The organism is Paenibacillus sp. NPDC056579 (assembly GCF_042793215.1).
In the GTDB taxonomy this organism is placed as follows: domain Bacteria; phylum Bacillota; class Bacilli; order Paenibacillales; family NBRC-103111; genus Paenibacillus_S.
This window is the reverse complement of the sequence record NZ_JBHTVD010000014.1, coordinates 172,886-195,535: the sequence shown is the minus strand read 5'-3', so window position 1 is coordinate 195,535 and position 22,650 is coordinate 172,886. Positions and strand designations below refer to the sequence as shown.

20 protein-coding genes and 5 tRNA genes are annotated in these 22,650 nt (G+C 49.3%); 19 read left to right on the top strand and 6 right to left on the bottom strand.

Going from position 1 to position 22,650, the window contains the following annotated elements; translation table 11 throughout:
- The 7 genes from ACFQ88_RS34970 to ACFQ88_RS34940 form a co-directional block, all read left to right on the top strand.
- On the top strand, nt 1-1,506 hold a 1,506-nt coding region (locus ACFQ88_RS34970), incomplete at its 5' end, for an LTA synthase family protein (RefSeq protein WP_379461959.1).
- A 303-nt stretch (nt 1,507-1,809) separates the two neighbouring features.
- Complete coding sequence (locus ACFQ88_RS34965; protein WP_379461973.1) at nt 1,810-2,628, top strand: acyltransferase family protein; 819 nt, start codon at nt 1,810-1,812, stop codon at nt 2,626-2,628.
- A gap of 142 nt (nt 2,629-2,770) precedes the next feature.
- A complete protein-coding gene (locus tag ACFQ88_RS34960) occupies nt 2,771-4,237 on the top strand; it encodes an outer membrane lipoprotein carrier protein LolA (protein ID WP_379461957.1) in 1,467 nt (488 codons plus the stop codon).
- A 712-nt stretch (nt 4,238-4,949) separates the two neighbouring features.
- Nucleotides 4,950-6,143, top strand: coding sequence for an alanine racemase (gene alr / locus ACFQ88_RS34955; RefSeq protein ID WP_379461955.1), 1,194 nt, complete (start codon nt 4,950-4,952; stop codon nt 6,141-6,143).
- A 230-nt stretch (nt 6,144-6,373) separates the two neighbouring features.
- Nucleotides 6,374-6,655: a CopG family ribbon-helix-helix protein gene (locus ACFQ88_RS34950; RefSeq protein WP_239630023.1), complete on the top strand. Its 282-nt coding sequence runs from the start codon at nt 6,374-6,376 to the stop codon at nt 6,653-6,655.
- A gap of 3 nt (nt 6,656-6,658) precedes the next feature.
- A complete protein-coding gene (locus ACFQ88_RS34945; RefSeq protein WP_028553083.1) occupies nt 6,659-7,009 on the top strand; it encodes a type II toxin-antitoxin system PemK/MazF family toxin in 351 nt (116 codons plus the stop codon).
- 245 nt (nt 7,010-7,254) lie between these two features.
- Entirely contained in the window at nt 7,255-9,417 is a 2,163-nt protein-coding gene (locus ACFQ88_RS34940; protein ID WP_379461971.1) for a Tex family protein, read from the top strand.
- 108 nt (nt 9,418-9,525) lie between these two features.
- On the opposite strand, the gene cmpA is transcribed toward ACFQ88_RS34940, so the two are convergent.
- Complete coding sequence (gene cmpA / locus ACFQ88_RS34935; protein WP_239630022.1) at nt 9,526-9,669, bottom strand: cortex morphogenetic protein CmpA; 144 nt, start codon at nt 9,667-9,669, stop codon at nt 9,526-9,528.
- Between the two features lie 211 nt (nt 9,670-9,880).
- Nucleotides 9,881-10,240: a hydrolase/acyltransferase gene (locus ACFQ88_RS34930; protein WP_379461952.1), complete on the bottom strand. Its 360-nt coding sequence runs from the start codon at nt 10,238-10,240 to the stop codon at nt 9,881-9,883.
- 136 nt (nt 10,241-10,376) lie between these two features.
- On the opposite strand from ACFQ88_RS34930, the gene ACFQ88_RS34925 reads away from it, so the two are divergent.
- From ACFQ88_RS34925 to ACFQ88_RS34915, 3 genes are all read left to right on the top strand, one after another.
- Complete coding sequence (locus ACFQ88_RS34925) at nt 10,377-10,850, top strand: SprT family protein (RefSeq protein ID WP_379461950.1); 474 nt, start codon at nt 10,377-10,379, stop codon at nt 10,848-10,850.
- Between the two features lie 18 nt (nt 10,851-10,868).
- A tRNA-Asn gene (locus ACFQ88_RS34920) sits at nt 10,869-10,944 on the top strand.
- A 7-nt stretch (nt 10,945-10,951) separates the two neighbouring features.
- Nucleotides 10,952-11,040: transfer RNA gene (locus ACFQ88_RS34915), tRNA-Ser, on the top strand.
- Between the two features lie 227 nt (nt 11,041-11,267).
- Here ACFQ88_RS34915 and ACFQ88_RS34910 read toward each other — a convergent pair.
- Nucleotides 11,268-11,936 (bottom strand): hypothetical protein, encoded by a 669-nt coding sequence (locus ACFQ88_RS34910; RefSeq protein WP_379461948.1) that lies wholly within the window; start codon nt 11,934-11,936, stop codon nt 11,268-11,270.
- A gap of 306 nt (nt 11,937-12,242) precedes the next feature.
- Between ACFQ88_RS34910 and ACFQ88_RS34905 the strand changes: the two genes are divergently transcribed.
- The 5 genes from ACFQ88_RS34905 to ACFQ88_RS34885 all read left to right on the top strand — a co-directional run bounded on the left by ACFQ88_RS34905 (nt 12,243) and on the right by ACFQ88_RS34885 (nt 14,399).
- Nucleotides 12,243-12,317: transfer RNA gene (locus ACFQ88_RS34905), tRNA-Glu, on the top strand.
- 51 nt (nt 12,318-12,368) lie between these two features.
- A tRNA-Lys gene (locus tag ACFQ88_RS34900) sits at nt 12,369-12,441 on the top strand.
- A gap of 28 nt (nt 12,442-12,469) precedes the next feature.
- A tRNA-Leu gene (locus tag ACFQ88_RS34895) sits at nt 12,470-12,552 on the top strand.
- Nucleotides 12,553-12,719: 167 nt separating this feature from the next.
- The gene (locus tag ACFQ88_RS34890) at nt 12,720-12,899 is read left to right on the top strand and encodes a YjfB family protein (protein WP_239630018.1); all 180 of its coding nucleotides are present in this window, start codon (nt 12,720-12,722) and stop codon (nt 12,897-12,899) included.
- A gap of 93 nt (nt 12,900-12,992) precedes the next feature.
- Nucleotides 12,993-14,399 carry an S-layer homology domain-containing protein gene (locus ACFQ88_RS34885; RefSeq protein ID WP_379461945.1) on the top strand — a complete coding sequence of 469 codons (1,407 nt, stop codon included), beginning with the start codon at nt 12,993-12,995 and terminating at the stop codon, nt 14,397-14,399.
- Between the two features lie 42 nt (nt 14,400-14,441).
- Here ACFQ88_RS34885 and ACFQ88_RS34880 read toward each other — a convergent pair whose 3' ends face one another.
- Nucleotides 14,442-14,867, bottom strand: coding sequence for a DUF2621 domain-containing protein (locus tag ACFQ88_RS34880; protein WP_275590439.1), 426 nt, complete (start codon nt 14,865-14,867; stop codon nt 14,442-14,444).
- Between the two features lie 121 nt (nt 14,868-14,988).
- On the opposite strand from ACFQ88_RS34880, the gene ACFQ88_RS34875 reads away from it, so the two are divergent.
- Nucleotides 14,989-16,113 (top strand): deoxyribonuclease IV, encoded by a 1,125-nt coding sequence (locus ACFQ88_RS34875; RefSeq protein WP_379461943.1) that lies wholly within the window; start codon nt 14,989-14,991, stop codon nt 16,111-16,113.
- A gap of 65 nt (nt 16,114-16,178) precedes the next feature.
- Nucleotides 16,179-17,072, top strand: coding sequence for a formyltetrahydrofolate deformylase (gene purU, locus ACFQ88_RS34870; RefSeq protein WP_379461941.1), 894 nt, complete (start codon nt 16,179-16,181; stop codon nt 17,070-17,072).
- 287 nt (nt 17,073-17,359) lie between these two features.
- On the opposite strand, the gene ACFQ88_RS34865 is transcribed toward purU, so the two are convergent.
- The gene (locus ACFQ88_RS34865) at nt 17,360-18,469 is read right to left on the bottom strand and encodes a GGDEF domain-containing protein (RefSeq protein WP_379461939.1); all 1,110 of its coding nucleotides are present in this window, start codon (nt 18,467-18,469) and stop codon (nt 17,360-17,362) included.
- A 289-nt stretch (nt 18,470-18,758) separates the two neighbouring features.
- Here ACFQ88_RS34865 and tkt point away from each other — a divergent pair, with 289 nt between their 5' ends.
- On the top strand, nt 18,759-20,768 hold the full coding sequence (gene tkt, locus ACFQ88_RS34860; protein ID WP_379461937.1) for a transketolase: 2,010 nt from the start codon (nt 18,759-18,761) through the stop codon (nt 20,766-20,768).
- Nucleotides 20,769-20,863: 95 nt separating this feature from the next.
- Entirely contained in the window at nt 20,864-21,181 is a 318-nt protein-coding gene (ppnP, locus tag ACFQ88_RS34855) for a pyrimidine/purine nucleoside phosphorylase (RefSeq protein ID WP_379461935.1), read from the top strand.
- Nucleotides 21,182-21,297: 116 nt separating this feature from the next.
- Here ppnP and ACFQ88_RS34850 read toward each other — a convergent pair whose 3' ends face one another.
- Entirely contained in the window at nt 21,298-22,644 is a 1,347-nt protein-coding gene (locus ACFQ88_RS34850; protein ID WP_379461933.1) for an NAD(P)-binding domain-containing protein, read from the bottom strand.
- Nucleotides 22,645-22,650: the final 6 nt, after the last annotated feature.

The following is a 22,650-nucleotide window of genomic DNA, read 5'->3' as shown; positions in this document are numbered from 1 at the left end:
ATATTAATAATTATTTTTTTCTTATTTCACAATAGATCTCGTAACACGCTACCAACAACATCATCAAAAAAATTTTTTGATAAGAAATCAGTCACTGCATTTATGTTTGTTTTTGCAGTTGTAGGGATGGTTATTAATTTAATTAATATAAGTGAAAAAAATCCAGGTCTATTTGTTCAAAGGTTCAGTAATAGCAAGCTTGTAGAAAATATTGGCGTAATTAATTATCATGTGTTTGATGTCTATAAGTTTGTTAGTATGAGTTTTAATAAGCCGAAAGTTACAACTGGTGAAATAGAAACTTATGATAAATGGTATAAGGATCATGTAAGTATTGATAAGAACTCGGATTTCGGTATTGCAAAAGGTAAAAATGTTATAGTCCTACAAGTTGAAGCTCTACAGCAATTTGTAATTGGATTAAAGGTTAATGGTAAAGAGGTAACTCCTAATCTTAACAATTTAATTAAGAATAGTATGTATTATACGAATTATTTTGATCAAACAAATCAGGGAAGAACATCAGATGGTGAGTTTACGTCCTTGGTATCACTATATCCACTGAATGAAGGATCCATTTATTTTTCTTATCCGCAGCAAAATTATGATTCATTACCAGCCGCACTTAAGCAATATGGTTATACGACTTTCTCTGCTCATGCTTATGATGGGCAATTTTGGAACAGGAAGGCAATGCATCAGCATCTTGGCATGGATAACAGTATGTTTGGAAACGATTTTGCACAAGGAGAGAATATAGGATGGGGACTGTCTGATAAGGATTTTCTTGAACAGTCTGTTCAACGTATAGTTACCTTGCCGCGCCCTTTCTTTTCATTTTTGATTACTTTGTCCAACCATCATCCATATGATACGCTACCAGCTAAGTACAAGGTTTTTGAAGAAAAAAATGATTCCTTGTTAGAAAGATATTTAAATACAGCTCATTATGCTGATTTAGCTATAGGGGCGTTCATTGAGGAATTAAAGAAGAAGGGATTATATGAGGATACCATTATTGCTATATACGGGGACCATGATAGCTCAATCGATATAAAAGATATTGCATCTGTAACTAATACAGGCACTGAAGCGATAGATGCTGCAAAGATGGATAAGGTACCATTAATCATTCATATTCCTGGATATACGAAAAATACTACCAGTAGTACCGTTTCTGGACATTTGGACCTGACACCGAGTTTATTATATTTGTTGGGTATTGATAGAGAGAATTATTTTTTCATGGGAAATAATTTGTTTGAGAATGACCCGAACCGGTTAGTGGTTTTTAGAAACGGCTCTTATGTGGATGAATCTCATTACTTCTATACGACTAGCGGTTCAATCGATGAAGGCAAATGTTATAATTTGAATACAAACGAAGAAATTGCGTTGAATGCATGTTCTGGGAATGCAAATGAGGCAAGAACCAGGTTGAATATGTCTGATCTAATCATTCAAGCGAATCTGATACCTCGACTAAAAGCTTTATATGGCAATTAAGGAAATTGAATCTTATTGAGACCTGTAACTATGTAGTTACAGGTCTTCTTTTATAACAGTATTCTTGAGTTACTCTATGGCATAATACAATCTAGTTTAATGAGGGATTATTTTGCAAGCATCGCTGGATAAAAAGACTCGACTCTCTGGATATTTTGCGCGGAATTGCTGCATTGTCCGTTATGATAGAACACATGGGAGAAAGACTTTACCCTGGTTTCGTATACTTCACCAGTACTTATTTTCAATTGGGACAGTTCGGTGTTGCTCTTTTTTTCTTTGTAGTGGCTTCATTATTCCTCAATCCATAGAAAGGACCAAAAGTTTAAGGAAGTTTGGATAAGGCGTTTTTTTCGTTTATATCCTTTATATTGGTTTAATTTGTTAGCTGCTGTTCTTCTGGCATATTTTTATTTCAACGTATCTGAGAAGCCGATATTTTCAATAATACTTGCGAATATTACGATGATTCAAAAATTTCTGGAGAAACCGGATATTGTAGAACTTTTCTGGACTTTAAGCGTTGAAATGGTTTTTTATTGTCTGTGTTCCCTTTTATTTTTGTTTGGCTTTTTTAGACGATATTTGTTAGCCATAGCATTTTTTTTCCTTGCGTTGATTTCATCAGCAACTCCAATTGCAGGGATTAGAATCCCAGGATGGGGATTGTTTTTTAATTTATTTACCATGTTTTTCGGTACTATTATTTATCGATATGTCCATGATCAACTGAGGGGAAGATTATTTGCATTAACTTTTATACTATCAACGATATTAACTACAGTTGTTTGCTTTAATGTATTTTGGGGAGATAATGATCCAAATTTCTTAGGCACTCATTCGTTTATTCCAATGCTAACTGCCTGGGTGTTGGCTTACATTTCGTTTTTTTTATTAGTAAGGAACAAATTGCAAAGAGGCACAAAATTATTGGTGCTTTTTGGGGTAATAAGTTACTCGATATACTTAATGCACCCTTTGGTGATAGAGATACTACCTCAATTAAACAATAAAACATGGACGTTCATTCTATGGTCAGCCATTACGTTTGCTACTGCAATTCTAACTTATTTTGGGATTGAAAGGCCTTTTATTAGTATAGGTAGAAGGGCCTTCTCATAAAAAGGGTATCCCCCACCCAACTCCTATAACCAACCGGTTATAGGAGTTTTTATTTCCTCCCCTAACTTTGTCCGCATAATTGTCCAAGTCCCCTCATAGACATGGTATCAGTTCATTTAACAATTGGGTGGAGGGGATTGGAATGCGGCGATTCACTTGGGTGATTGCCTTGGTGCTAAGCTTCAGTCTGGTGTTGGCGGGCTGCGGTAAGAAGGATTCGGGTTCGGTAGTGAAGGATTTGGATGGGGTTATAAATAAGCTGCAGAGCTATCAAGGAAGCGGGCGAATGGTGCTCCATACGGGGCAGGAGCCGCAGGAATACCAAGTGGAGGTATGGTATCAGAACCCTCATTACTACCGCATTTCCTTGACGAATGCCAAGAAGGATATTACTCAGATTGTATTGCGTAATGACGATGGCGTGTTCGTGCTGACACCGCATTTGAACAAAAGCTTCCGATTCCAGAGCGACTGGCCGGAAAATCAGGGACAAGTTTATTTGTACCAGTCGTTGGTCCAAAGCATACTGATGGATAACGACCGCCAGTTTACAACGGATGAGAACGCGTATGTGTTCGACGTACTCGCCAATTATCAGAACGGATCGTTAGCGCGGCAGAAGATTTGGCTGGATAAAAAGAATTATGCGCCTCAGCATGTAGAGGTTTCGGATACAAATGCGAATGTGATGGTTATTGTTGATTTCAACCAATTTGAATTTGGCAAGAAATTCGATAAAGATTCCTTCGACATGCAGAGAAATATGACAAGCTGGAAGATGTCCCAGCCGACGATGGGGCAGCCTGGAGCGGCTAGCTCTGGAGCGCAAAGTAATTCAGCGAATGGCGGTGCAGCTGGAACAGGGAGCGAAAAGGCAGCAGGCGCGGCCAATAGCGCTACTAGCGGTGCGACAACAAATGGCACTGCGGCAAACGGAACGAGTGCTACAGGTACATCCGGCGCTGCAGGCAGCAAGAGCGGGGCAGCAGCTACGGGCAGCAACGCAGGAGCTGCTACCGACGCAGGCAAAGCAACAACACCGGCAGCGGGTACAAACGGCGCAGGAGCAAGCACGGGCCCGTCCGCGAACGGTACTGGGGCTAAAGCCGGTGCAGGTGCAACGAGCGGAGCAGCGGGGGCTACAGGGGCCGCAAACGGCACGACTGGAGCAAACGCGGCAGCTGGAGCCAATGGTGCAGGCGGCACAGCCGGTACGAATGCCACTGCTGGCACAGCCGCAGGCACAAAAGCCGATGCAAGCAAGCAGCAAGCATCGTTCGGCGTGATCGAGCCGAATTACCTGCCTAGCGGCGTGAAGAAGCTCGACATGAGCGAGATCAAGCTCGGCGAAGAGAAAGCCGTCATGCTTCGCTACTCGGGCAAATACAACTATACTTTGATCGAGTCGCGTCCTGTAACACAGACCGTATCCGTACTGCCAGGGGATATCGTGGACTTGGGCTATACTTTGGCTGTGGTTACCGGCGATGAGAAGAAGACATTAACTTGGACATACGATGGAATCGAGTTCAGACTGTCCACTGCAGATTTGCCGCAAACGGAAATGATTAAAGTTGCACAGGCTGTGCAGGACGAAATCGGGAAGTAATTGGTACGTTAATAATATCCAAATATAACGTCCAAACGTCAATCAACCGACAATGAATTGACAATAGTGTGATTGGTGAGATGGCTGTCACTGTCAGGCAAACTGAGGAATGAAGTCTGAAAGAGCGCCTTTCGTAATAGTATGCCGGGGAAACGCGGAACATTTGATATGTTTTAAAAGTCAGATGGAGCTTCGGTTAAATTTCCAACGCGCGCTATCCCAAGCGCGCGTTGTGGCGCTGCGCGGCGGTCGGTCGAATGACAGGAAGTCAGTGAGCACCTCGGTGAGGAATTCGGATAACCCCTCAGCGCAGCGAGTAACCAAATCAATATGCAACTCGTAATCCAGCAAGATATTTCTTAAATCAATCCATCTCGCAAATCCAACAACTTATGGAAATACCGATGCCTCATGCCACCTCTATCTGCATCAACACCGGGGAGCCTGCATAAAATTGGAATTGGAATCCTAGCTATCTCCGAGAAATGAAGATGTAAATAGGCGAAAATATACCTCAAAATGTAATTTGCACCTAAATTTTTACCATAAACTGACGGATTCCTGATACCGGGATGTTCAAGATATTGTTCATTGACACCCGGTGTCGTTCGGATTACCATAGGTTTATTGAAAACACACGAGGTAACGACTAAGGGGGAAGTTCCCTGCTTTAAGGGAGCTTCCCTTGATTTTCGCAGAAGAAGGTGGACTTATGGATTCGTTTTACCGGCCTACGAGGGTGGAGATTTCCCTGGATGCGCTTCGCAGCAATTTGGAAGGGTTTCGACGGGTTTTACCTGCCCATGTGAAGATGATGGCTGTGGTCAAAGCGGATGCTTACGGGCACGGTGCAGTGGAGGTTTGCCGGGAGGCGCTGCGCTGTGGTGTCGAGTATATTGCGGTTGCTTTTTTGGATGAAGGCCTGGAGCTCCGGCATGCCGGGATTACGGCTCCGATTCTCGTGCTGGGGTATACCCCTCCGGAAGGGTTGGAGACAGCTTGGGAACACGATATTACCGTCAATGTGTACAGCCATGAGGTTTTGGATGCATTTGAACGTCTGCTGCCGAGAGAAAAGCCTTTGAGCATTCATGTGAAAATTGATTCGGGCATGAACCGGTTAGGGCTTACGACCGAGGAGGAGGCTATCGCTCTGATTGACAGAGCGCTGCAAATTCCCGGAATCCACGTAGAAGGCTTGTTCACTCATTATGCATGCGCAGATGAGGAGGACAAAACATACACGCTCGAGCAATACCGGCGCTTTGACCGGGTGGTGAAGCATTTTGCTGAGAAGGGGATTCAGTTCGCCTATGTACACGCCGGCAATAGCGCTGCGGCGATCGATTGTCCGGACTTGACATACAATATGGTGCGGCTCGGCATCAGCATGTACGGGTTGTATCCTTCCGAGGAAGTCAACCATCAGGTGATAGATTTGGAGCCGGTACTGAGCATCAAAACCGGTGTCGTCATGGTCAAAACGGTTCCGGCCGATTCGGGCATCAGCTACGGAACGATTTATCGCACAGCCGGCGAGGAGACCATTGCTACGCTGCCGATCGGGTATGCGGACGGGTTCTCACGGATGCTGACGGGCAAAGCCCAGGCGCTTATCAAAGGAACGCGGATGCCGATTGTCGGCCGCATTTGTATGGATCAGTGTATGATGAATGTGACGGGACTCACCGATATTGATAACGAAGAAGAGGTTGTCATTTTGGGCAAGCAAGGCGAAGACAAGATTACGGCCGAGGAGCACGCCGATTGGCTCGGTACGATCAACTACGAAATCACCTGCATGATTTCCCACCGTGTGCCTCGCGTCTATATCCGTGACGGCCGCGTAGTATCTACGGTCAACCCGTTATTACGACATAATTGGGGCTCGATGGAGCAGATGTGACCAGTAACATTTTCCAGCCGATTTTTTGTGGGTGGAGTAGAGGAATTTAGGATTTCACCGCGAATATGTATAATACATACTTCTGTGGATTCTTAAGGGCTCGCCTTTTATTGGGAAAAAAGAGGTATAACATATTTGCTATACCTGTAGCATATACTCATCTTGTATAATTTTGCTGTATATTCGCCATAATGGTAATATTGTTGTATGTTTTTGGGGGTGCATGCTTGGTGTCCAATGCGCAGAACACGAAACGAATAATGATCAGCTTGCCGGACTATTTGCTGCAGGAAGTGGACGGCATCGTGGAGAAGGAGAACTCGAACCGCAGCGAGTTTATTCGTCAAGCGATGAAGCTGTACTTGATGGAACGGAAGAAACGCCATCTGAGGGAATCGATGCAGCGCGGATATATGGAAATGGCGAAGATCAATTTACACATGGCCTCGGAGGCATTTCAGGCGGAGGAAGAAGCGGATAACACTCTGGACCGTTTAGTAAGCGGGGTGTAACTATTGATTGTCAAACGAGGCGATGTGTTTTTTGCGGACTTGTCACCCGTCGTTGGGTCGGAGCAGGGCGGGATCCGGCCTGTTCTCATTATTCAGAATGATATAGGGAATCGCTTCAGTCCTACGGTCATCGTGGCGGCGATCACAGCGCAAATTCAAAAAGCCAAGCTGCCTACACACGTAGAAATTGATGCGGAGTCTCATGGCTTTGACAGGGATTCTGTCATTTTGCTGGAGCAAATTCGTACGATTGATAAGCAGCGTCTGACAGATAAAATAACTCACCTTGACGAAGAGACGATGCGCAAAGTGGATGATGCATTGCAGGTAAGCGTGGGACTGATTGAGTTTTAACGCTTTCAGGGATTGAAGCGAGGGACCGTAGGGTGCCCTCGTTTTTTAGTTGTCCGGGAATGGCGGCCGCACCAGGCAAGCAATTTCTTCAAACGGTAGCAGCAGGACTTCTATACGTTATTGAGCTTTGGATTTGTCGAATGCTGGGGATTTTATGGAGGAGGTACTAAAGGTTCATGTCGATGTCGAAAGAGGAAATCATACAATTGGAAGAAAATAAAGGGAACAACGCGCTCACGGAGGAAATGAAAGCGGCGATTCAAGAGCGGATTCTTAAGCAAATCGCCGGGGAGCTGCAATTGTCTGCGGGCAAGGTTCGCACTACCGTAGGGCTGCTTGATGAAGGCAACACGATTCCGTTCATAGCCCGTTACCGGAAGGAAATGACCGGAGAACTGGACGAGAACCAGCTGCGGGATATAGAGGAGCGGCTTACGTATTTGCGCAACCTGGAGTCTCGGAAGCTGGAAGTCATCCGGCTCATCGACGAGCAGGGAAAGCTGACGGACGAGCTGAAGGCATCCATCGAGCAGTCGGCGAAGCTGCAGGAGCTGGAGGATCTATATCGCCCGTATAGACAAAAGCGCAAGACGCGGGCCAGCGTAGCGAAGGAAAAAGGGCTGGAGCCGCTCTCGGCATGGATACTGACTCAGCCTAGACAGGGCAATTTGCTGGCGGAAGCCGGGCGCTACGTTGACGCGGAAAAAGGCGTCCAAACGGCAGAGGAAGCGGTTCAAGGCGCTATGGATATTATCGCGGAGCAAGTCGCGGACGATGCGAAAATACGCGCGTGGGTGCGCAAATATACATATGATCAGGGGATTGTGCGGACCGAGGCTAAGGATGCCGAGCAAGAGTCCGTATACGAAATGTACTACAGCTACCAGGAGCCGGTTCGCAAGCTGCCTCCTCACCGTATTTTGGCCATTAATCGCGGCGAGCGCGAAGAGGTGCTGAAGGTAACGCTTGAGGTGCAGACGGACCGCATTCACGACTATATCGGGCGGCTGACGGTCAAAGGTCCGTCGGTAGTGAGGGATACGCTGACGGCGGTCATTGAGGATGCCTACAAGCGTCTGCTTGCCCCGTCCATTGAGCGCGAGGTTCGCAACGAAATGACGGAGAAGGCCGAGGAGAAGGCGATCGAGGTGTTCGCCGAAAACCTGCGCAATCTGCTGCTGCAAGCCCCGATAAAAGGGAAGGTCGTGCTCGGCGTCGATCCGGCCTATCGGACAGGCTGTAAGCTCGCGGTCGTGGACGATACCGGCAAAATGCTCGAAATTGCCGTAACCTATCCGACGCCGCCTAACAATAAGGTTGCGGAAGCGAAGGCGAAGTTCCGCAAGCTGATCGAGACTTATGGCGTGGAGCTGATCGTCATCGGCAACGGGACCGCCTCCCGCGAAACGGAGCAGTTCGTCGCCGATTTGATCGGGGAGATCAAGGAACGCCGGTTGCAGTATTTGATCGTCAACGAAGCGGGAGCGAGCGTCTATTCGGCCTCGAAGCTAGCCCAATCCGAGTTCCCGGACCTAGATGTAGCGGAGCGCAGCGCGATTTCCATCGCCCGCCGACTGCAGGATCCGTTGGCGGAGCTGGTGAAGATCGAGCCGAAAGCGATCGGCGTCGGCCAATACCAGCACGACGTTACGCAAAAACGGCTCGACGAGAGCCTGACGTTCGTCGTGGAGTCGGCGGTCAACCACGTCGGTGTAGACGTCAATACAGCCTCACCTTCGCTGCTATCGTATGTTTCGGGCATTAACAGCACGCTTGCGAAGAACATCGTGAAATTCCGCGAGGATAACGGCAAGTTCGTCAGCCGCTCACAGCTGCAGAAGGTGCCGCGTCTCGGCGCGAAGGCGTACGAGCAGTGCGCCGGGTTTTTGCGCATCAGCGAAGGGAAGAATCCGCTCGACAACACGCCGATCCATCCGGAGTCGTACGATGTGGTGGACAAGCTGTTCAAGGAGCTTAAGCTTGAATTGAAGCAGCTGGGCTCACAGCAGCTGAAGGAGATGCTTACTTCGGTCGAGCCAACGGAGCTTGCGACGAAGCTTGGAGTCGGCGTACCGACGCTGCGCGACATCCTGGACAGCTTGCAGCGCCCGGGACGCGACCCGCGGGATGAGCTGCCGGCTCCGATCTTCCGCACCGATGTGCTGCAGATCGAGGATTTGGCGCCGGGCATGGAGCTGCAGGGAACGGTCCGCAACGTGATCGACTTCGGCGCCTTCGTCGATATCGGCATCAAAAACGACGGGCTTGTCCATATCTCCCAATTGAGCGATTCGTTCGTCAAGCATCCGATGGACGTAGTCTCTGTCGGAGATACCGTTACTGTGTGGGTGCTTGGCGTCGATTTGAAAAAAGGCCGCGTCAGCCTGACGATGAAGAAGCCGTCCTAAGCGGCGCGTACAGCCAGCCGGGCAACATGGAAGCTGACAATAAAGAAGAGCATAGATGGAGTCGTTCTCCGTCTATGCTCTTTGCTTTTTGCGATGAATCGTTCTGTATTAAAGCTGTGACGATGAGGATTCTTCCGCCGCATCGTTTCTTCTTGTACGGTAGAAAAACCAGCAATCGTTCAACAACCGGATTTGTCTGCGGTTTTTATTGTGAAATGCTCTCATCAGTTGATTGCAAAGCCATTGTGGCAAGCCAATCAGCCCCTTCCCTTCTGCCGTTATGCATCGTGCTGCCGTTTCAAGGAAGGTCTGGCTCCGGCAAAACGTCCAAACCGTTTCTTTGTCTGCGGCAGCCATACCATACCTCTAAAGCTTCCTAATGAGGTTTACTTATGATATAGCATATGGCGGGATGGGCTAATGGGTGCAGGTCCTAGGCGGCTCTAAAACGCTTCGGCCCGCTTTAGTTTGCCAATTCCTCTTCTTCCTCGTACCATTGCTCAAGCTGTGCCTGAAGCGCGCGGATTTCCGTTAGGAGGGAAATGAGAGGATAGGCCTTCTCGTTAATGGAAGAGAAAGCTTGCTCCAGCTGATTGATATAGTCCAGCCCATGATGAAGCTTGTAGGAAGGGTTGACGATATCCAGGTTCTCGCACTCCGCGATTGCTTTGGGCAGCGATGGAACATTGGGAGCCGTTAATTTCTCCAGCTCTTTATGCAAACGCAAATTCAAAGCGGTCAACTGGTACGTGTGAGTAGCCGGAAGCTGTACGAATTCAATTTGCTGATCCAGCTGCATGACGACATATTTCATTTTGGACATGTTCAAATAAGCTCCTCTCTTGCATTGCGGTTGTACAAAAAATCCGATTTCGTTTGTCACTATCTACTTGACAGTGTAGCCTATGATGCGGTTACAATTCAAGTGAGAATACGAAGAAAGCGAGGGCGTAGAAGGAATGGATGACCGACAGCTGCAGCAGTGGGTTGAGCACATCTCTTTGACATCGTTTGGACGTCCGTTCTTGCATAAAGCCCGATTTAACCGCAGGCTGACTTCGACGGGCGGCCGGTATTTCACCAAGTCGCACGATATCGAGATCAGCTGGGCGCAGTTGGAGCAGTTCGGGCCCGAGGATGTAGAGAAAATCATCAAGCATGAGCTGTGCCATTATCATCTGCATTTGCTGAACCGGGGGTATTTGCATCGGGATGCGGAATTTAAAACGCTGCTGAAGCAGGTAGGTGGGACAAGATTTTGCCGGTCGCTCCCTACGGCGAAAAGAAAGGAGCCGTACCGCTACAAGCTGATTTGTTCCAGCTGCAAGACCGAGTATTTACGGAAACGAAAGCTCGATCCAAAAAAATACGCATGTGGAAAATGCAGGGGAAAACTGAAACTGCATGAGCTTGACTCTAAACAAAATTCATGATAAATTAAAATATGTCTTTCCCTGATAGCTCAGTTGGTAGAGCACTCGACTGTTAATCGAGTTGTCACAGGTTCGAGTCCTGTTCGGGGAGCCATTGCTTTGGAGAGATACCCAAGTGGCTATAAGGGGACCCTCTGCTAAGGGGTTAGACTGCGTAAGTGGTGCGAGGGTTCGAATCCCTCTCTCTCCGTACAAACCGAAAACCGCCGTATGGCGGTTTTTTTGTTTTCCCACGGTACGATGAAAATAAGATTGCAGCAGCAAAAGTGACGCGCGGAACGCATCCTGCTATATGATGCAAACGACCTTGAATTACGAATCAAGTCTTGCAAAAGCAAGCTACCAGACTGCTCTTCCACGCTAAAACTAAAAAGCCAGCCCGTCTTTTTAACAGGTTGGCCTTTTTTACAAATTCCGTCAATCCTGCAGATCTCTTTTATAAGATAAGTAAATGAGCATGGCTAAGGAAAGAAAGGTTAGCGCAGGCAAAATGAGGAAATATCGCTCGTGGTTCGCCAGCCAGTATACGGAAATACTGATGGTAAGAATGCCGATTGTGTTGAATACCATTTTGGTCCTTTTGGCGAGGTCAATGGTGCGGTTTAAATACAAATTGTGCGGCGGTCTCATCATGAACGAGAACCCCAGTTGAAACCGGTAAAACAGATAGGCTACCAAAAACGAGCAGGCCTCCGATAAAACCTGGATAAAGAAAGCCATAGCGGCCACCGGGTTCGTTGCGTCCTCCAGCGTAATCAATTGGAAGTATTTCATCACATAATAGAGGATCAGCTGGATGCTCATAAAGGTAAGATAACCGATAGCTGTAACGTCAATCGCATGATATACGTTCACCCTGATGACATACCGGAAAAAGACAATAAAGAGAATGAATTGGATCGCAATATCGAATTGGGGAATATCCAGCACCATCCGGTTCATATATGATACGAACGAGATGAAGACGCCAATCACGGTAAGCTTCAGCCGAAACTCCCAGAAGGGCCACCGGAATGTTCTGAAAATCAGCGCGAAAATAGCGATAACATCCAGAAATCCAAGAAATAAATAGAAAAAGGTTTGCATCCGTGTCACCTGTTTCCGGAGGTTATGAATAAGATTCAGCGCCAAGCGCGTCCCGTCCAAACCACCCTGAAATTCAATAAATCATCCAAAAAGGATAACATTGGATGTCACAAATCGTCAATGACATGAAGCACCTTCGTCACAACTCTCTCTAGGGAAAGCATATCATAATTTGACTTCTATATTGGAGCACATTATGATCTTTTTATTAGTCGACATTTATTCGAAAAAAAAGCTTGTCAATCCGAATTCATTCGGATATAATAACTCTTGTCGCCAAAAAGGCAGCAAGGAATTACACAGCAAGGCCCGTTGGTCAAGGGGTTAAGACACCTCCCTTTCACGGAGGTAACAGGGGTTCGAATCCCCTACGGGTCACCATCATTATTTCGAGTAATACCGAAGGGTTTTCGAAAATGATTCCTTGATTATGAGCCATTAGCTCAGTTGGTAGAGCACCTGACTTTTAATCAGGGTGTCGTAGGTTCGAGTCCTACATGGCTCATGTTTTTTCCCTCAGTAATTTTTTATTTGCGGTTGTGGTGGAATGGCAGACACGCCATCTTGAGGGGGTGGTGGGCTTACGCCCGTGGAGGTTCGAGTCCTCTCAACCGCATTCCAATTATCAGCGAGAATCCCTTGGCAGCAAGGGATTTTTTTATTTACCATAATAGAAGTAACGCGTCGGCTGTGGTCTTCTCGCTAACAAAATCCACACGGAAAGCCGATATATCTAGATGTAAAAGCTGCAACCAATAACTGGTAGATCGAGGTGATACATACATGGAGGTCAACAGCTTATTGAATGCGATCAACAGCGGGAATGCGCTGAAGCAGGCTGTAGGCATTGCCGTACTGAAAAAGCAGCAGGATGTGCAGACGGCGGCGGCGGTGTCATTGATTCAGGGCATGGTCCAGGCTCCGCATCCGAATTTGGGTAAAAGTCTGGATGTGAAGGTATAAGGCGGCTGGCTTCAGCCGTCTTTTTTTCTGCCCAAAGATTAACAATTAACGCTTGGGAAGCCGATATATATAGGAAGGATTGGAGGGTATGCAATGAAAAGGTTACGAAGATTAGGGTTCACATGGTTCATCTGGCTGCTCATTGCAGCACTTGGATTGCCGGCGCTTCCAGCCAAAGCCGCGGATGCTGTCACATTCAGCGACGTGGACGCGCAGAAAAACGGCTGGGCTATCGGCTCCATCTATTTGATGGCGCAAAAGCAGGTGCTCACAGGGTACCCGGACGGGACCTTCAGGCCGAATCAAACGATCAGCAAAGCCGAGTGGACGACCATGATTTATCGATTGTTCGACAAGTACCGGCCGAATTTATATGCAACAGGCGCGCAAAAAATCGACAGCTTCGCCGATGTATCCCCGCAGCATTGGTCCTATCGCCAGGTTTCGGAAATCTATAACCAGTCGTTTAACTGGGGCGTGTACGGCTTGAATAATAGGGGACAGCTGACGTTTCATCCCGATACGCAATTAACGAGGCTGCAGCTCGCCAATATGCTGTATTCGTTTTTCGATACGCGGCTGATCGACAGACGGTTGAGCCCGAATGACGTGTGTACGGTAGTATCGGAGTTCAAGGACATTCCATCTTATATTTATGTAGACAAGAACGTATATGAGCAGGCAAGCAAAGCGGACGGACGTTACGACGCAGCGGGAAGCATCCTGATGGAGTCTAATGATGTGCTGCCTATCCTGTTTACAGGCAACGACAAGAGCGACTGCGGCTTCGGCTCCGACGCTTTCTCCAACGCTCAGGCGAGCAGCTTGGCCAGCTTGCAGGCATCCGGCATTATGACCGCCAATGAATTGGGCTATTTCCGTCCTTTGGACAAGGTGACGCGGGCGGAAGCCGTTACGATTTTGAACCGGATTTATAATTATTTGAAGAAAAATTACTGGCTAGGCGATTACTCAACCATCGAGCTGGAGCAGCAAGGAACGGGTGGTTCTACAGGAGCCGGTGGCGGAACGGGTGCTAGCGGCGGCAGTGCAGGCAATGGTTCCTCCGGCATCTACAATCCGGATACGACGACATATTTCCCTGATTACGACGATCGTTCCGAGGAAGGCGGCAGCGGGTGGTCGAGCGATTCGGTCATCAACGTGACAGACTACTTTGACGATAAAGGGGTCCTGGTCAAGGACTTGCAGAAGGGCGAGATCGAATCGGCTCTGACGCCCAAGGATAACCGGTATTTGACTGTGGATTTGAAATCGCAGGATAAGGTGGATTTGTACATCATTTTGGATGGAAAAATTGCTTATTTGAAGCAGGAGGAGCTTCCGAAGGTCATCTCCGTAGACGGAGTCAAGCTGGTCGGGTTCCGAACGGCGCAGCGCAGTCCGAATCCGATGAGGGTGGGGGGCACAACGGCTACTCTGACCGTAAAGCTGAGCAAGGAGCAGCCTGAGAGCACAAAGCCGGGCAAGAAAAAATAAATGAAGGGCTTCCCGCCGCGGATGGCAGGAAGCCCTTAGTCGCTACTGCAGCAAATGCTTGTAGGCGCTGTAGTCGATATTCTGTTTATCCAGGTAGGAGACGAGGCTCTTGTAGTCTCGCTTCGGCGTTGCAAGAATATACCCCCGAATGCAGTGGTCCTGCGTAATCTGGTCGGCTTTACTCTCCAATGCGACTTGACCGATCTTGGCCGCGATGGAGTGGCGTGCGATATCTCGAAAAGGTGCCGGTACAGGGTCGACCAGCATGTCCAGAAACGACTTGGCATCGTCGGTCCATAAATGTCGGGACGATTCGACATAATGGTTTTGCCAATCGAGCTTGGACTTGCCGTCCGCCATAGGCAGCACCTTCAAAAATTTGCGGAACATAAAATAGCCGCCGATCGACATGAATGTGATCAGCACGAAAACCCAGAAAAAGATAAACCACATGAAACCGTTATTCATGATTAATTGTCACCTCGTCCCTATTATACCTTACTTTGGCGATAACCAAAAGTAGCCTTGTGGATAAAGAGCAATCCTAGTAAAATAGAGAGAGTGCGAAAAAAAGGAGATGAGGAATACGATGTTGAAAATCGGTTCTCACGTATCGTTTTCAGACAAAGGATTGTTAAACGCAGCGGAAGAAGCAGTCTCTTACGGGTCTTCTACATTTATGATATACACAGGCGCACCGCAAAATACGCGCCGCAAGCCAATAGAGTCGCAATTTATCGAAGAAGGCAGAGCGCTGATGGACAAGCATGGCATCGGGGAAATCATCGTTCATGCTCCATATATTATTAACCTCGGCTCTTATAAGGAAGATACGTTTGAGCTGGCGGTTCGCTTTTTGCAGGAAGAAATCCGCCGCACGGACTACTTGGGCGTGAAGCATATTGTGCTTCATCCAGGCGCCTATACGGACAAGGACGCGGAATACGGGCTTGCGCGCATTGCCGAAGGGCTTAACGAAGTGTTGGCCGGAGTGAAAGATACGGATGTGAAGATCGCCCTCGAAACGATGGCCGGCAAAGGAACCGAGATGGGCCGCAGCTTCGAGGAAATTGCCGCCATTATCGACAAAGTGGAGGATAACAGCCGCTTGTCCGTTTGTCTCGATACCTGCCACGTTCACGATGCGGGCTACGACATTATTAACGATTTGGACGGCGTGCTGGAGCATTTTGACAAAGTGGTGGGACTGGACCGGATCGGCGTCGTTCACTTGAATGACAGCAAAAACCCGAAAGGCGCGGGGAAAGACCGCCATGCCCCGGTAGGAGCGGGCTGGATCGGCTTCGAAGCGATGCACAATGTCGTGCACCACGAGAAGCTGACGCATTTGCCGCTGATTCTGGAAACGCCTTGGATCGGGAAGGAAGACAAGACGCAGCGTCCGATGTACGAAGCGGAGATTGCACTGCTTAGCGGATCGATCGAGCAGCGCTTCGGCTCCAACTTCCTGGAGGATGTAGAGAGATTAGGCCACTTCTTCACCAAGCAGGAGCTCAATCACCGGGATTATGTGCTGCAAACTTGGGAAGTATTGAAAGGGGACGCCAAAGCGAGAAAAGAGGACGGCCGCGAGCCTATGGAACGCTTGTTCGATCTTGTAGCCGAGAACCGCATTCTTCCCGAGCTGTCGGAGGAGCAAGTGAACCACCGCTTGACCGCTTGGCTGGCGGGCCAAAAAGTATTTCAGCTGTAAACGCCACGAGCACGAACTCGTGTACTATTGAACTATTTGAACCAATGAAGGAGTAATAAGTTGTCATGACACCGAATGTATTGCCTAAAAACCAGCGGGACGATTTGAAAAACCGCGCAAGAATGCTAGTATCCTGCCCGGATCAGCCCGGCATTGTTGCAGCGGTATCCCGTTTTTTATATGAGCACGGAGCTAATATCGTACAATCCGACCAATATACGATGGACCCGGAGGGCGGATTGTTTTTCATCCGCATCGAGTTCGACCTGGAAAACCTGGATGAGCGCCGCGAGAAGCTGAAAGAGGACTTCGCGGTCGTAGCTCAGCAATTCCAAATGCAGTGGAGCATTAACCGGGCGGGACGCAAGAAGCGCCTTGCGATCTTTGTATCGAAGGAGGATCATGCGCTGCTTGAGCTTTTATGGCAGTGGCAGGCGGGAGATCTTCAAGCGGACATCGCCATGGTTATCAGCAACCATAACGATATGCGGGCGATGGTAGAGTCGTTCGACATCCCTTTCCATCATATCCCGGTTACGGCCGCTACGAAGGAAGAGGCGGAGCGTCAGCAGCTCGAGCTGGTTAGCGGACAAGTGGATGCCGTTGTTTTGGCGCGATACATGCAGATCATTACGCCGAAGTTCATCGAGCATTTTCCGAACCGCATCATCAATATTCACCATTCCTTCCTTCCGGCGTTTGTCGGAGGCAAGCCGTATGCGCAGGCTCATAACCGCGGGGTAAAAATTATCGGAGCAACCGCGCACTATGTAACCGAGGAGCTGGACGGCGGCCCGATTATCGAGCAGGACGTGCAGCGGGTAAGCCACCGCGACAACGTAGACGACCTGAAGCGCATCGGCCGTCATATCGAGCGCATTGTGCTGGCGCGCGCCGTATCTTGGCATGTGGAAGACCGTGTCATTGTGCACGGCAACAAGACGGTTGTATTCAATTAATAGTTTACGTGTGCGAAACGCAGCAAGATGAAGCGGACTGTACCTTTGCCGGAACAACGGCGGAGGACAGCTCCGCTTTTTTTTACTGGCGATAAAAATAACCTCTAAACGCGGTCGCTCCTCAGGGAAAGAACCTCGATAGAGGGGGCAGAAGCCGCCCTCATCGCAGAGCAGCCCGTATAAAATCGGAACAGTGTGGTATGGTAACGGTGGATACAAAAAAGACGGACCCGCCACTCAAGGCATCCGTCTTCATCTTGTGTAAAAATACAGCAAGGCAAGCTAGCTTAAGCTCCCTTATGGTCGCTGCGCAGCGTTTGCACCACCGTTTTATTTTTGCCGGTCCGTTTGGCTGAATACAGCGATGCGTCCGCGCCTTTGAACAGCGCTTCCTTGCCGTCGCCCTTGACATAATCTTGAAGCCCGATACTGAGCGTGACGGCTTGCGAATCCAGCTCCGGGTGCAGCGTGACCGCGAGCCTTTGTCGTATTTGCTCGACGATGCGGAGCGACTGCTCTATCGTTTTTTCGGTAAAAATAACGGCGAATTCCTCTCCGCCGTACCGTACGGCGAAATCGTTCGGAGTCACCGTCTCCTTGATGATGTTGGCCACCCGCTGCAGCATTACGTCGCCGACCCAATGGCCGTAGGTATCGTTGATTTTTTTGAAATTATCGATATCCATAATAGCCAGCTGAAGCGAAAGATGGTTCCGTTCGTTCTGCTCGATTAATTTTTCCAAATATTCGTGAAATGTCTTGTGATTGTACAGGTCGGTCAGCGCATCCATCTTGGCGAGCTTGTCCATAATGACCGTTTTGACCAGCAGCTCTTGCTTCGCTTCCGTCGCACTCCTTAAATTGTTCAGCAGCTCGATCCCGCTATTCGATATGTTAAATGCGATAATCGTAACGCCTACATACAGGAACAAAATGCCGACAAGATGCATGGGCTGCATCGTAATGCGAAGCTCCGGAGATACGGCGAACAGGCCGGTAAAGCAAATGATAACTAGTGAAAAGGCAAGCAGGATGCGGTTCTTGTTGAAGGAAAGTACGGAAGTCAGGATGGGAAAAATGTAAATCGCAGGAACGATTCCAATCGTCGGGTTCACGTAAATGATGGACGAGGCGTAAATGATGCCGGCAATGATCATTAAATCGTCGCTCTGGAACTTGCGGTAGCGATAGAGCATTTCGGTGCTTCCGGTCACTGCGGTCAACCCGAGAGCCTGGATGATTAACGTGCCGAGGAGCTCCGATCCGTCTGCCGCCGAATGGCTGCGGTGAATGAAAAATTCCAGCGGTATGGTCAGTACAAGGGTGAGCCAGTACAAATTCAACATTTTTCGATACGTTTGACGCGTGTTGGCCAGTTCCAGTAACAGATGGTTCATATTCGACTCCTACCACTTGAAATCAACAGGTTCAGTCATCTATAGATAGTACTTATTCGCCAAAATAAGCGGAAATCCTTCGGAGTATCCTGCTTTTTCCAAATGAATTTTTTGTGATGATGTGATGTTTAAGTTGGCAAATGGAAACGGACAATGGTAAAATGGTGCAAGTGAGTTTCCGTGCAATTGATTGTGCACACGTTAACAATAGTGGCTACAGGGTGCTTTTCGGAATTCCGGGAAGCTAGCGGATGGGCTGCTTCACTAACATTATAGGAGGTTCTTTTTCATGACAGTATTGAATAAAGCGATCGAACAATTGTCCATCGACACGATCCGCACTTTGTCTATCGATGCCATCGAGAAGGCCAAATCCGGTCATCCGGGGATGCCGATGGGTGCCGCACCAATGGGTTATGAGCTGTTCGCTAAATTTATGAACCATAACCCGGAGAATCCGACATGGATCAACCGCGACCGCTTCGTATTATCGGCAGGACACGGTTCGATGCTGCTGTACAGCCTGCTTCACTTGAGCGGGTACGACTTGCCTATGGAAGAGCTGAAACAATTCCGGATGTGGGGAAGCAAGACGCCGGGTCACCCTGAAGTAGGCCATACGGCTGGGGTGGACGCTACTACGGGTCCTTTGGGACAAGGCTTCGGCATGGCGGTAGGTATGGCTATTGCGGAGGCGCACCTGGCTTCCGTTTACAATAAAGAGCAATACAAAGTAATCGACCACCACACTTATGTGATTTGCGGCGACGGAGACCTGATGGAGGGCATTTCCTCCGAGGCGGCGTCTTTGGCAGGCCATATGAAGCTTGGCAAGCTGGTCGTGCTGTATGATTCCAACGACATTTCGCTTGACGGCGAATTGAGCCTTTCCATGTCCGAAAAGGCAGCTTCTCGCTTTGAAGGCTACGGCTGGCAAGTGCTTCGCGTGGAAGACGGCAATGATCTTGAAGCGCTTGAAAAAGCGATCAAGGAAGCGCAAGCGGACGAGCGTCCAACCCTGATCGAAGTAAAAACGATCATCGGCTTCGGCAGCCCTAACAAAGCCGGTAAAGGCGGACATGTAGGCCCTCACGGTTCTCCGCTCGGCGTGGATGAAGTCGCTCTGACGAAAAAAGCTTACGGCTGGCCGGAGGATCAGCATTTCTTCGTACCGGAAGAAGTGCGCGCTCACTTTGCTGCTGTGAAGCAAAAAGGAATCGAAACCAACGCCGCTTGGCAGAACATGTTCAACGAGTATGCGAAAGCGTACCCTGAACTTGCAAAGCAATTCGAAAACGCAGTGAACGGCGAGCTGCCGGAAGGCTGGGATAAAGACATCCCTGCAGCGGCTCCAGCGGAAAAAGGAACTCGTACGGCATCCGGTATCGTACTGAACGCGATTGCCAAAAACGTACCTTTCCTTGTAGGCGGCTCGGCTGACCTTGAATCCTCCACGATGACGCACATGAAAGATCTCGGCGTTATGACGTCGAAGGACTACAGCGGTCAAAACATTTACTTCGGTGTGCGCGAGTTCGGTATGGGCGCAGCGGTTAACGGCATGCTACTGCATGGCGGTTTGAAAGTATTCGGCGGAACGTTCTTCGTCTTCTCCGATTACTTGCGTCCGGCCATTCGTCTCGCTTCGATTATGAACGTGCCTGCCATCTATGTGTTCACGCATGACAGCATCGGCGTCGGCGAAGACGGTCCTACACATGAGCCGATCGAGCAATTGGCGGCATTGCGTGTAATTCCGGGCGTTACAGTCATCCGTCCGGCGGACGGCGACGAAACGGCGGCAGCTTGGCGCTATGCGGTAGAGAACAAGAAAGGCCCGGTTGCCTTGATCTTCTCCCGCCAAGCGGCTCCAAAGCTCGAAGGAACGGAACAAGCGGCTGAAGGCGTGAACCGCGGCGCTTATGTGCTGGCTGATGCTCCAAACGGCAAAGCGCAAGCGCAAATTATCGCTACCGGTACGGAAGTGCAGCTGGCGGTTGCCGCTCAGAAGCAGCTTGCCGAAGAAGGTGTACAAGTGCGCGTCATCAGCATGCCTAGCTGGGAGTTGTTCGACAAGCAGTCCCAAGAGTACAAGGATTCCGTTATTTTGCCGGACGTGAAAGCTCGTCTTGCGGTAGAAATGGGTCACTCGTTCGGATGGGAGCGCTATGTTGGCGAGCAAGGCAGCGTCCTCGGTATCGATCGATTCGGCGCATCGGCTCCTGGGCCGGTTGTTATTAAGGAATATGGCTTCACAGTAGAGAACGTGGTTGCCCGCGTAAAGCAGCTGTTGAAGTAAGAGAACCCGGCATTCGATTCGATTAGTAAGCAAACACACTCAAGCCGAACCGTGATTTTGACGGTTCGGCTTCATTCAAAGGAGCGCATTGACTTATGTCTCAATTCGAGCAAGTAACCGTGTTGACCAAAGCGAACTTTTACTTCGATGGTAAAGTAACGAGCCGTACCGTGCTGTTTGCCGACGGCACAAAGAAAACATTGGGCGTTATGCTTCCGGGCGAATATGAATTCGGCACGGATTCCAAGGAAATTATGGAAATTCAAGCCGGGGAGCTCGACGTATTGCTTCCGGGCGCTTCCGAGTGGCTGCATATTAACGGCACCGGGGAATTTACCGTTCCTGCCAACACGAAATTCAAGCTTCAGGTAAAGACGCCTACGGACTATATTTGCTCCTACATTGCGGAATAATAGTAGTGCTTGATGCCCTCGACTCGAGGGGACCTACAAAAATACCCTGCCGACAAGCAGCCAATGCTGCACGGCAGGGTATTTTATTTCGCACTGCAAATTATTGATTGGATGAATTATTGATGGTTTGAAATATAGGCTTCCAGCTGCAGACGGTCGAAGGGAGCCAGTCCCGACAACAGACAGCCGTAGCGGAAGGTTCCGTTGTTGTCGCTCTCGACCCGGATCACTCTTCCCGTAACCGGAGGCAGACTCGCTTCCTGCGGGAAATGGATCACGACGAACATGTCCTGCGCGAGCGGGAATTCCGATATGATTTGCAGGCCGTTTTCAGACAAATCATACAGCGTTCCCTGAATCGTCTGCCCCATAAAGGCGCCTTCCTGCTCCCACTGGTGAACGGATAAGTGAAGCGGGATATTCAGCTGGATCCGGCTTGCTCTTCGGCGTTCCTCCGATACGGCGGATTTGCCGATTTGCAGGTTCATCCAGTCTTCGTAGCATTGGGCGACAGCGCACAAATCGAGCTCCCCGAGTCCCTTGCTCAAGCCCATTTGGAAAACGCCGGAGGCCGCCTTCAGCATCGGAGAAGGCATTTGGAACCGGTTGGTCACGTCGCTTGCGAGCAGCAGGTCCTTCAGCATAAGCTGCAGCGAGAACTGATTGGAGAAATCGCGGCCCACGATTTTGCCGCCCTTGAGCTCCGCTTGCTTACTGTTGGCACTGCCGGCCAGAACGATCTGCAGAAACTGCTCGGCGTCAAGCCCGGCTTTGGTTACGATCGACAGGCCTTCGACCAAGCCAAGAGCGTTAATGCCCACCATTGTATTATGGGCGAGCTTGGCATATGAGCCCGAGCCCGTAGGGCCCATGTAAAGGATTTTGCTGCCCATGGCTTCAAATACGGGGCGGTTGCGGTCCAGAACGGCTTCCTCGCCGCCGATCATAAAGACGAGCGTTCCGGCATCAGCGGCAGGCTTGCTGCCGGTAACCGGAGCATCGAGGAAATCGACGGCTCGTCCCAGCAGCTCGCTGCCGATCCGCTTGCTCGTGTCGGGCGACACGGTGCTGCAGTCGATGACGGTTTGTCCGGCACGGACTCCGTGCACCACCCCGTTGTCGCCGAGAACGGCTTCCAGGACGACCGCGTCGTTGCTCAGCATCGTAATGATAACGTCCACATCTTGAGCGGCTTCGGCAGGAGTCGATGCGGCCCGTGCCCCCATGCTTACCAGCTCGGCCGATTTTTCGGCGCTGCGGTTGTAAACGACAACTTCAAAGCCAGATTTCAACAAATTGGCGGCCATGGGCTTACCCATCGTCCCCAATCCGATAACAGCTATCCTTTTCATCGAATCACCTCTGCCTTTATTGTAGCACTTCGCTAAATGGCTGTGAATGACGCACTTGCTTTTCCGCTGGAAAGTAAAGTATTCTAGTGAAAGCACAGTAAGGTTTAACATACTAAA

Bases quoted from the DNA above. Each gene is read 5' to 3' on its own strand.
- ACFQ88_RS34960 (WP_379461957.1), top strand. From the start codon at position 2,771: ATGCGGCGATTCACTTGGGTGATTGCCTTGGTGCTAAGCTTCAGTCTG.
- alr (WP_379461955.1), top strand. From the start codon at position 4,950: ATGGATTCGTTTTACCGGCCTACGAGGGTGGAGATTTCCCTGGATGCG.
- ACFQ88_RS34940 (WP_379461971.1), top strand. From the start codon at position 7,255: ATGAAAGCGGCGATTCAAGAGCGGATTCTTAAGCAAATCGCCGGGGAG.
- ACFQ88_RS34930 (WP_379461952.1), bottom strand. From the start codon at position 10,240: ATGTCCAAAATGAAATATGTCGTCATGCAGCTGGATCAGCAAATTGAA.
- ACFQ88_RS34925 (WP_379461950.1), top strand. From the start codon at position 10,377: ATGGATGACCGACAGCTGCAGCAGTGGGTTGAGCACATCTCTTTGACA.
- ACFQ88_RS34910 (WP_379461948.1), bottom strand. From the start codon at position 11,936: ATGCAAACCTTTTTCTATTTATTTCTTGGATTTCTGGATGTTATCGCT.
- ACFQ88_RS34890 (WP_239630018.1), top strand. From the start codon at position 12,720: ATGGAGGTCAACAGCTTATTGAATGCGATCAACAGCGGGAATGCGCTG.
- ACFQ88_RS34885 (WP_379461945.1), top strand. From the start codon at position 12,993: ATGAAAAGGTTACGAAGATTAGGGTTCACATGGTTCATCTGGCTGCTC.
- ACFQ88_RS34880 (WP_275590439.1), bottom strand. From the start codon at position 14,867: ATGAATAACGGTTTCATGTGGTTTATCTTTTTCTGGGTTTTCGTGCTG.
- ACFQ88_RS34875 (WP_379461943.1), top strand. From the start codon at position 14,989: ATGTTGAAAATCGGTTCTCACGTATCGTTTTCAGACAAAGGATTGTTA.
- purU (WP_379461941.1), top strand. From the start codon at position 16,179: ATGACACCGAATGTATTGCCTAAAAACCAGCGGGACGATTTGAAAAAC.
- ACFQ88_RS34865 (WP_379461939.1), bottom strand. From the start codon at position 18,469: ATGAACCATCTGTTACTGGAACTGGCCAACACGCGTCAAACGTATCGA.
- tkt (WP_379461937.1), top strand. From the start codon at position 18,759: ATGACAGTATTGAATAAAGCGATCGAACAATTGTCCATCGACACGATC.
- ppnP (WP_379461935.1), top strand. From the start codon at position 20,864: ATGTCTCAATTCGAGCAAGTAACCGTGTTGACCAAAGCGAACTTTTAC.
- ACFQ88_RS34850 (WP_379461933.1), bottom strand. From the start codon at position 22,644: ATGTTAAACCTTACTGTGCTTTCACTAGAATACTTTACTTTCCAGCGG.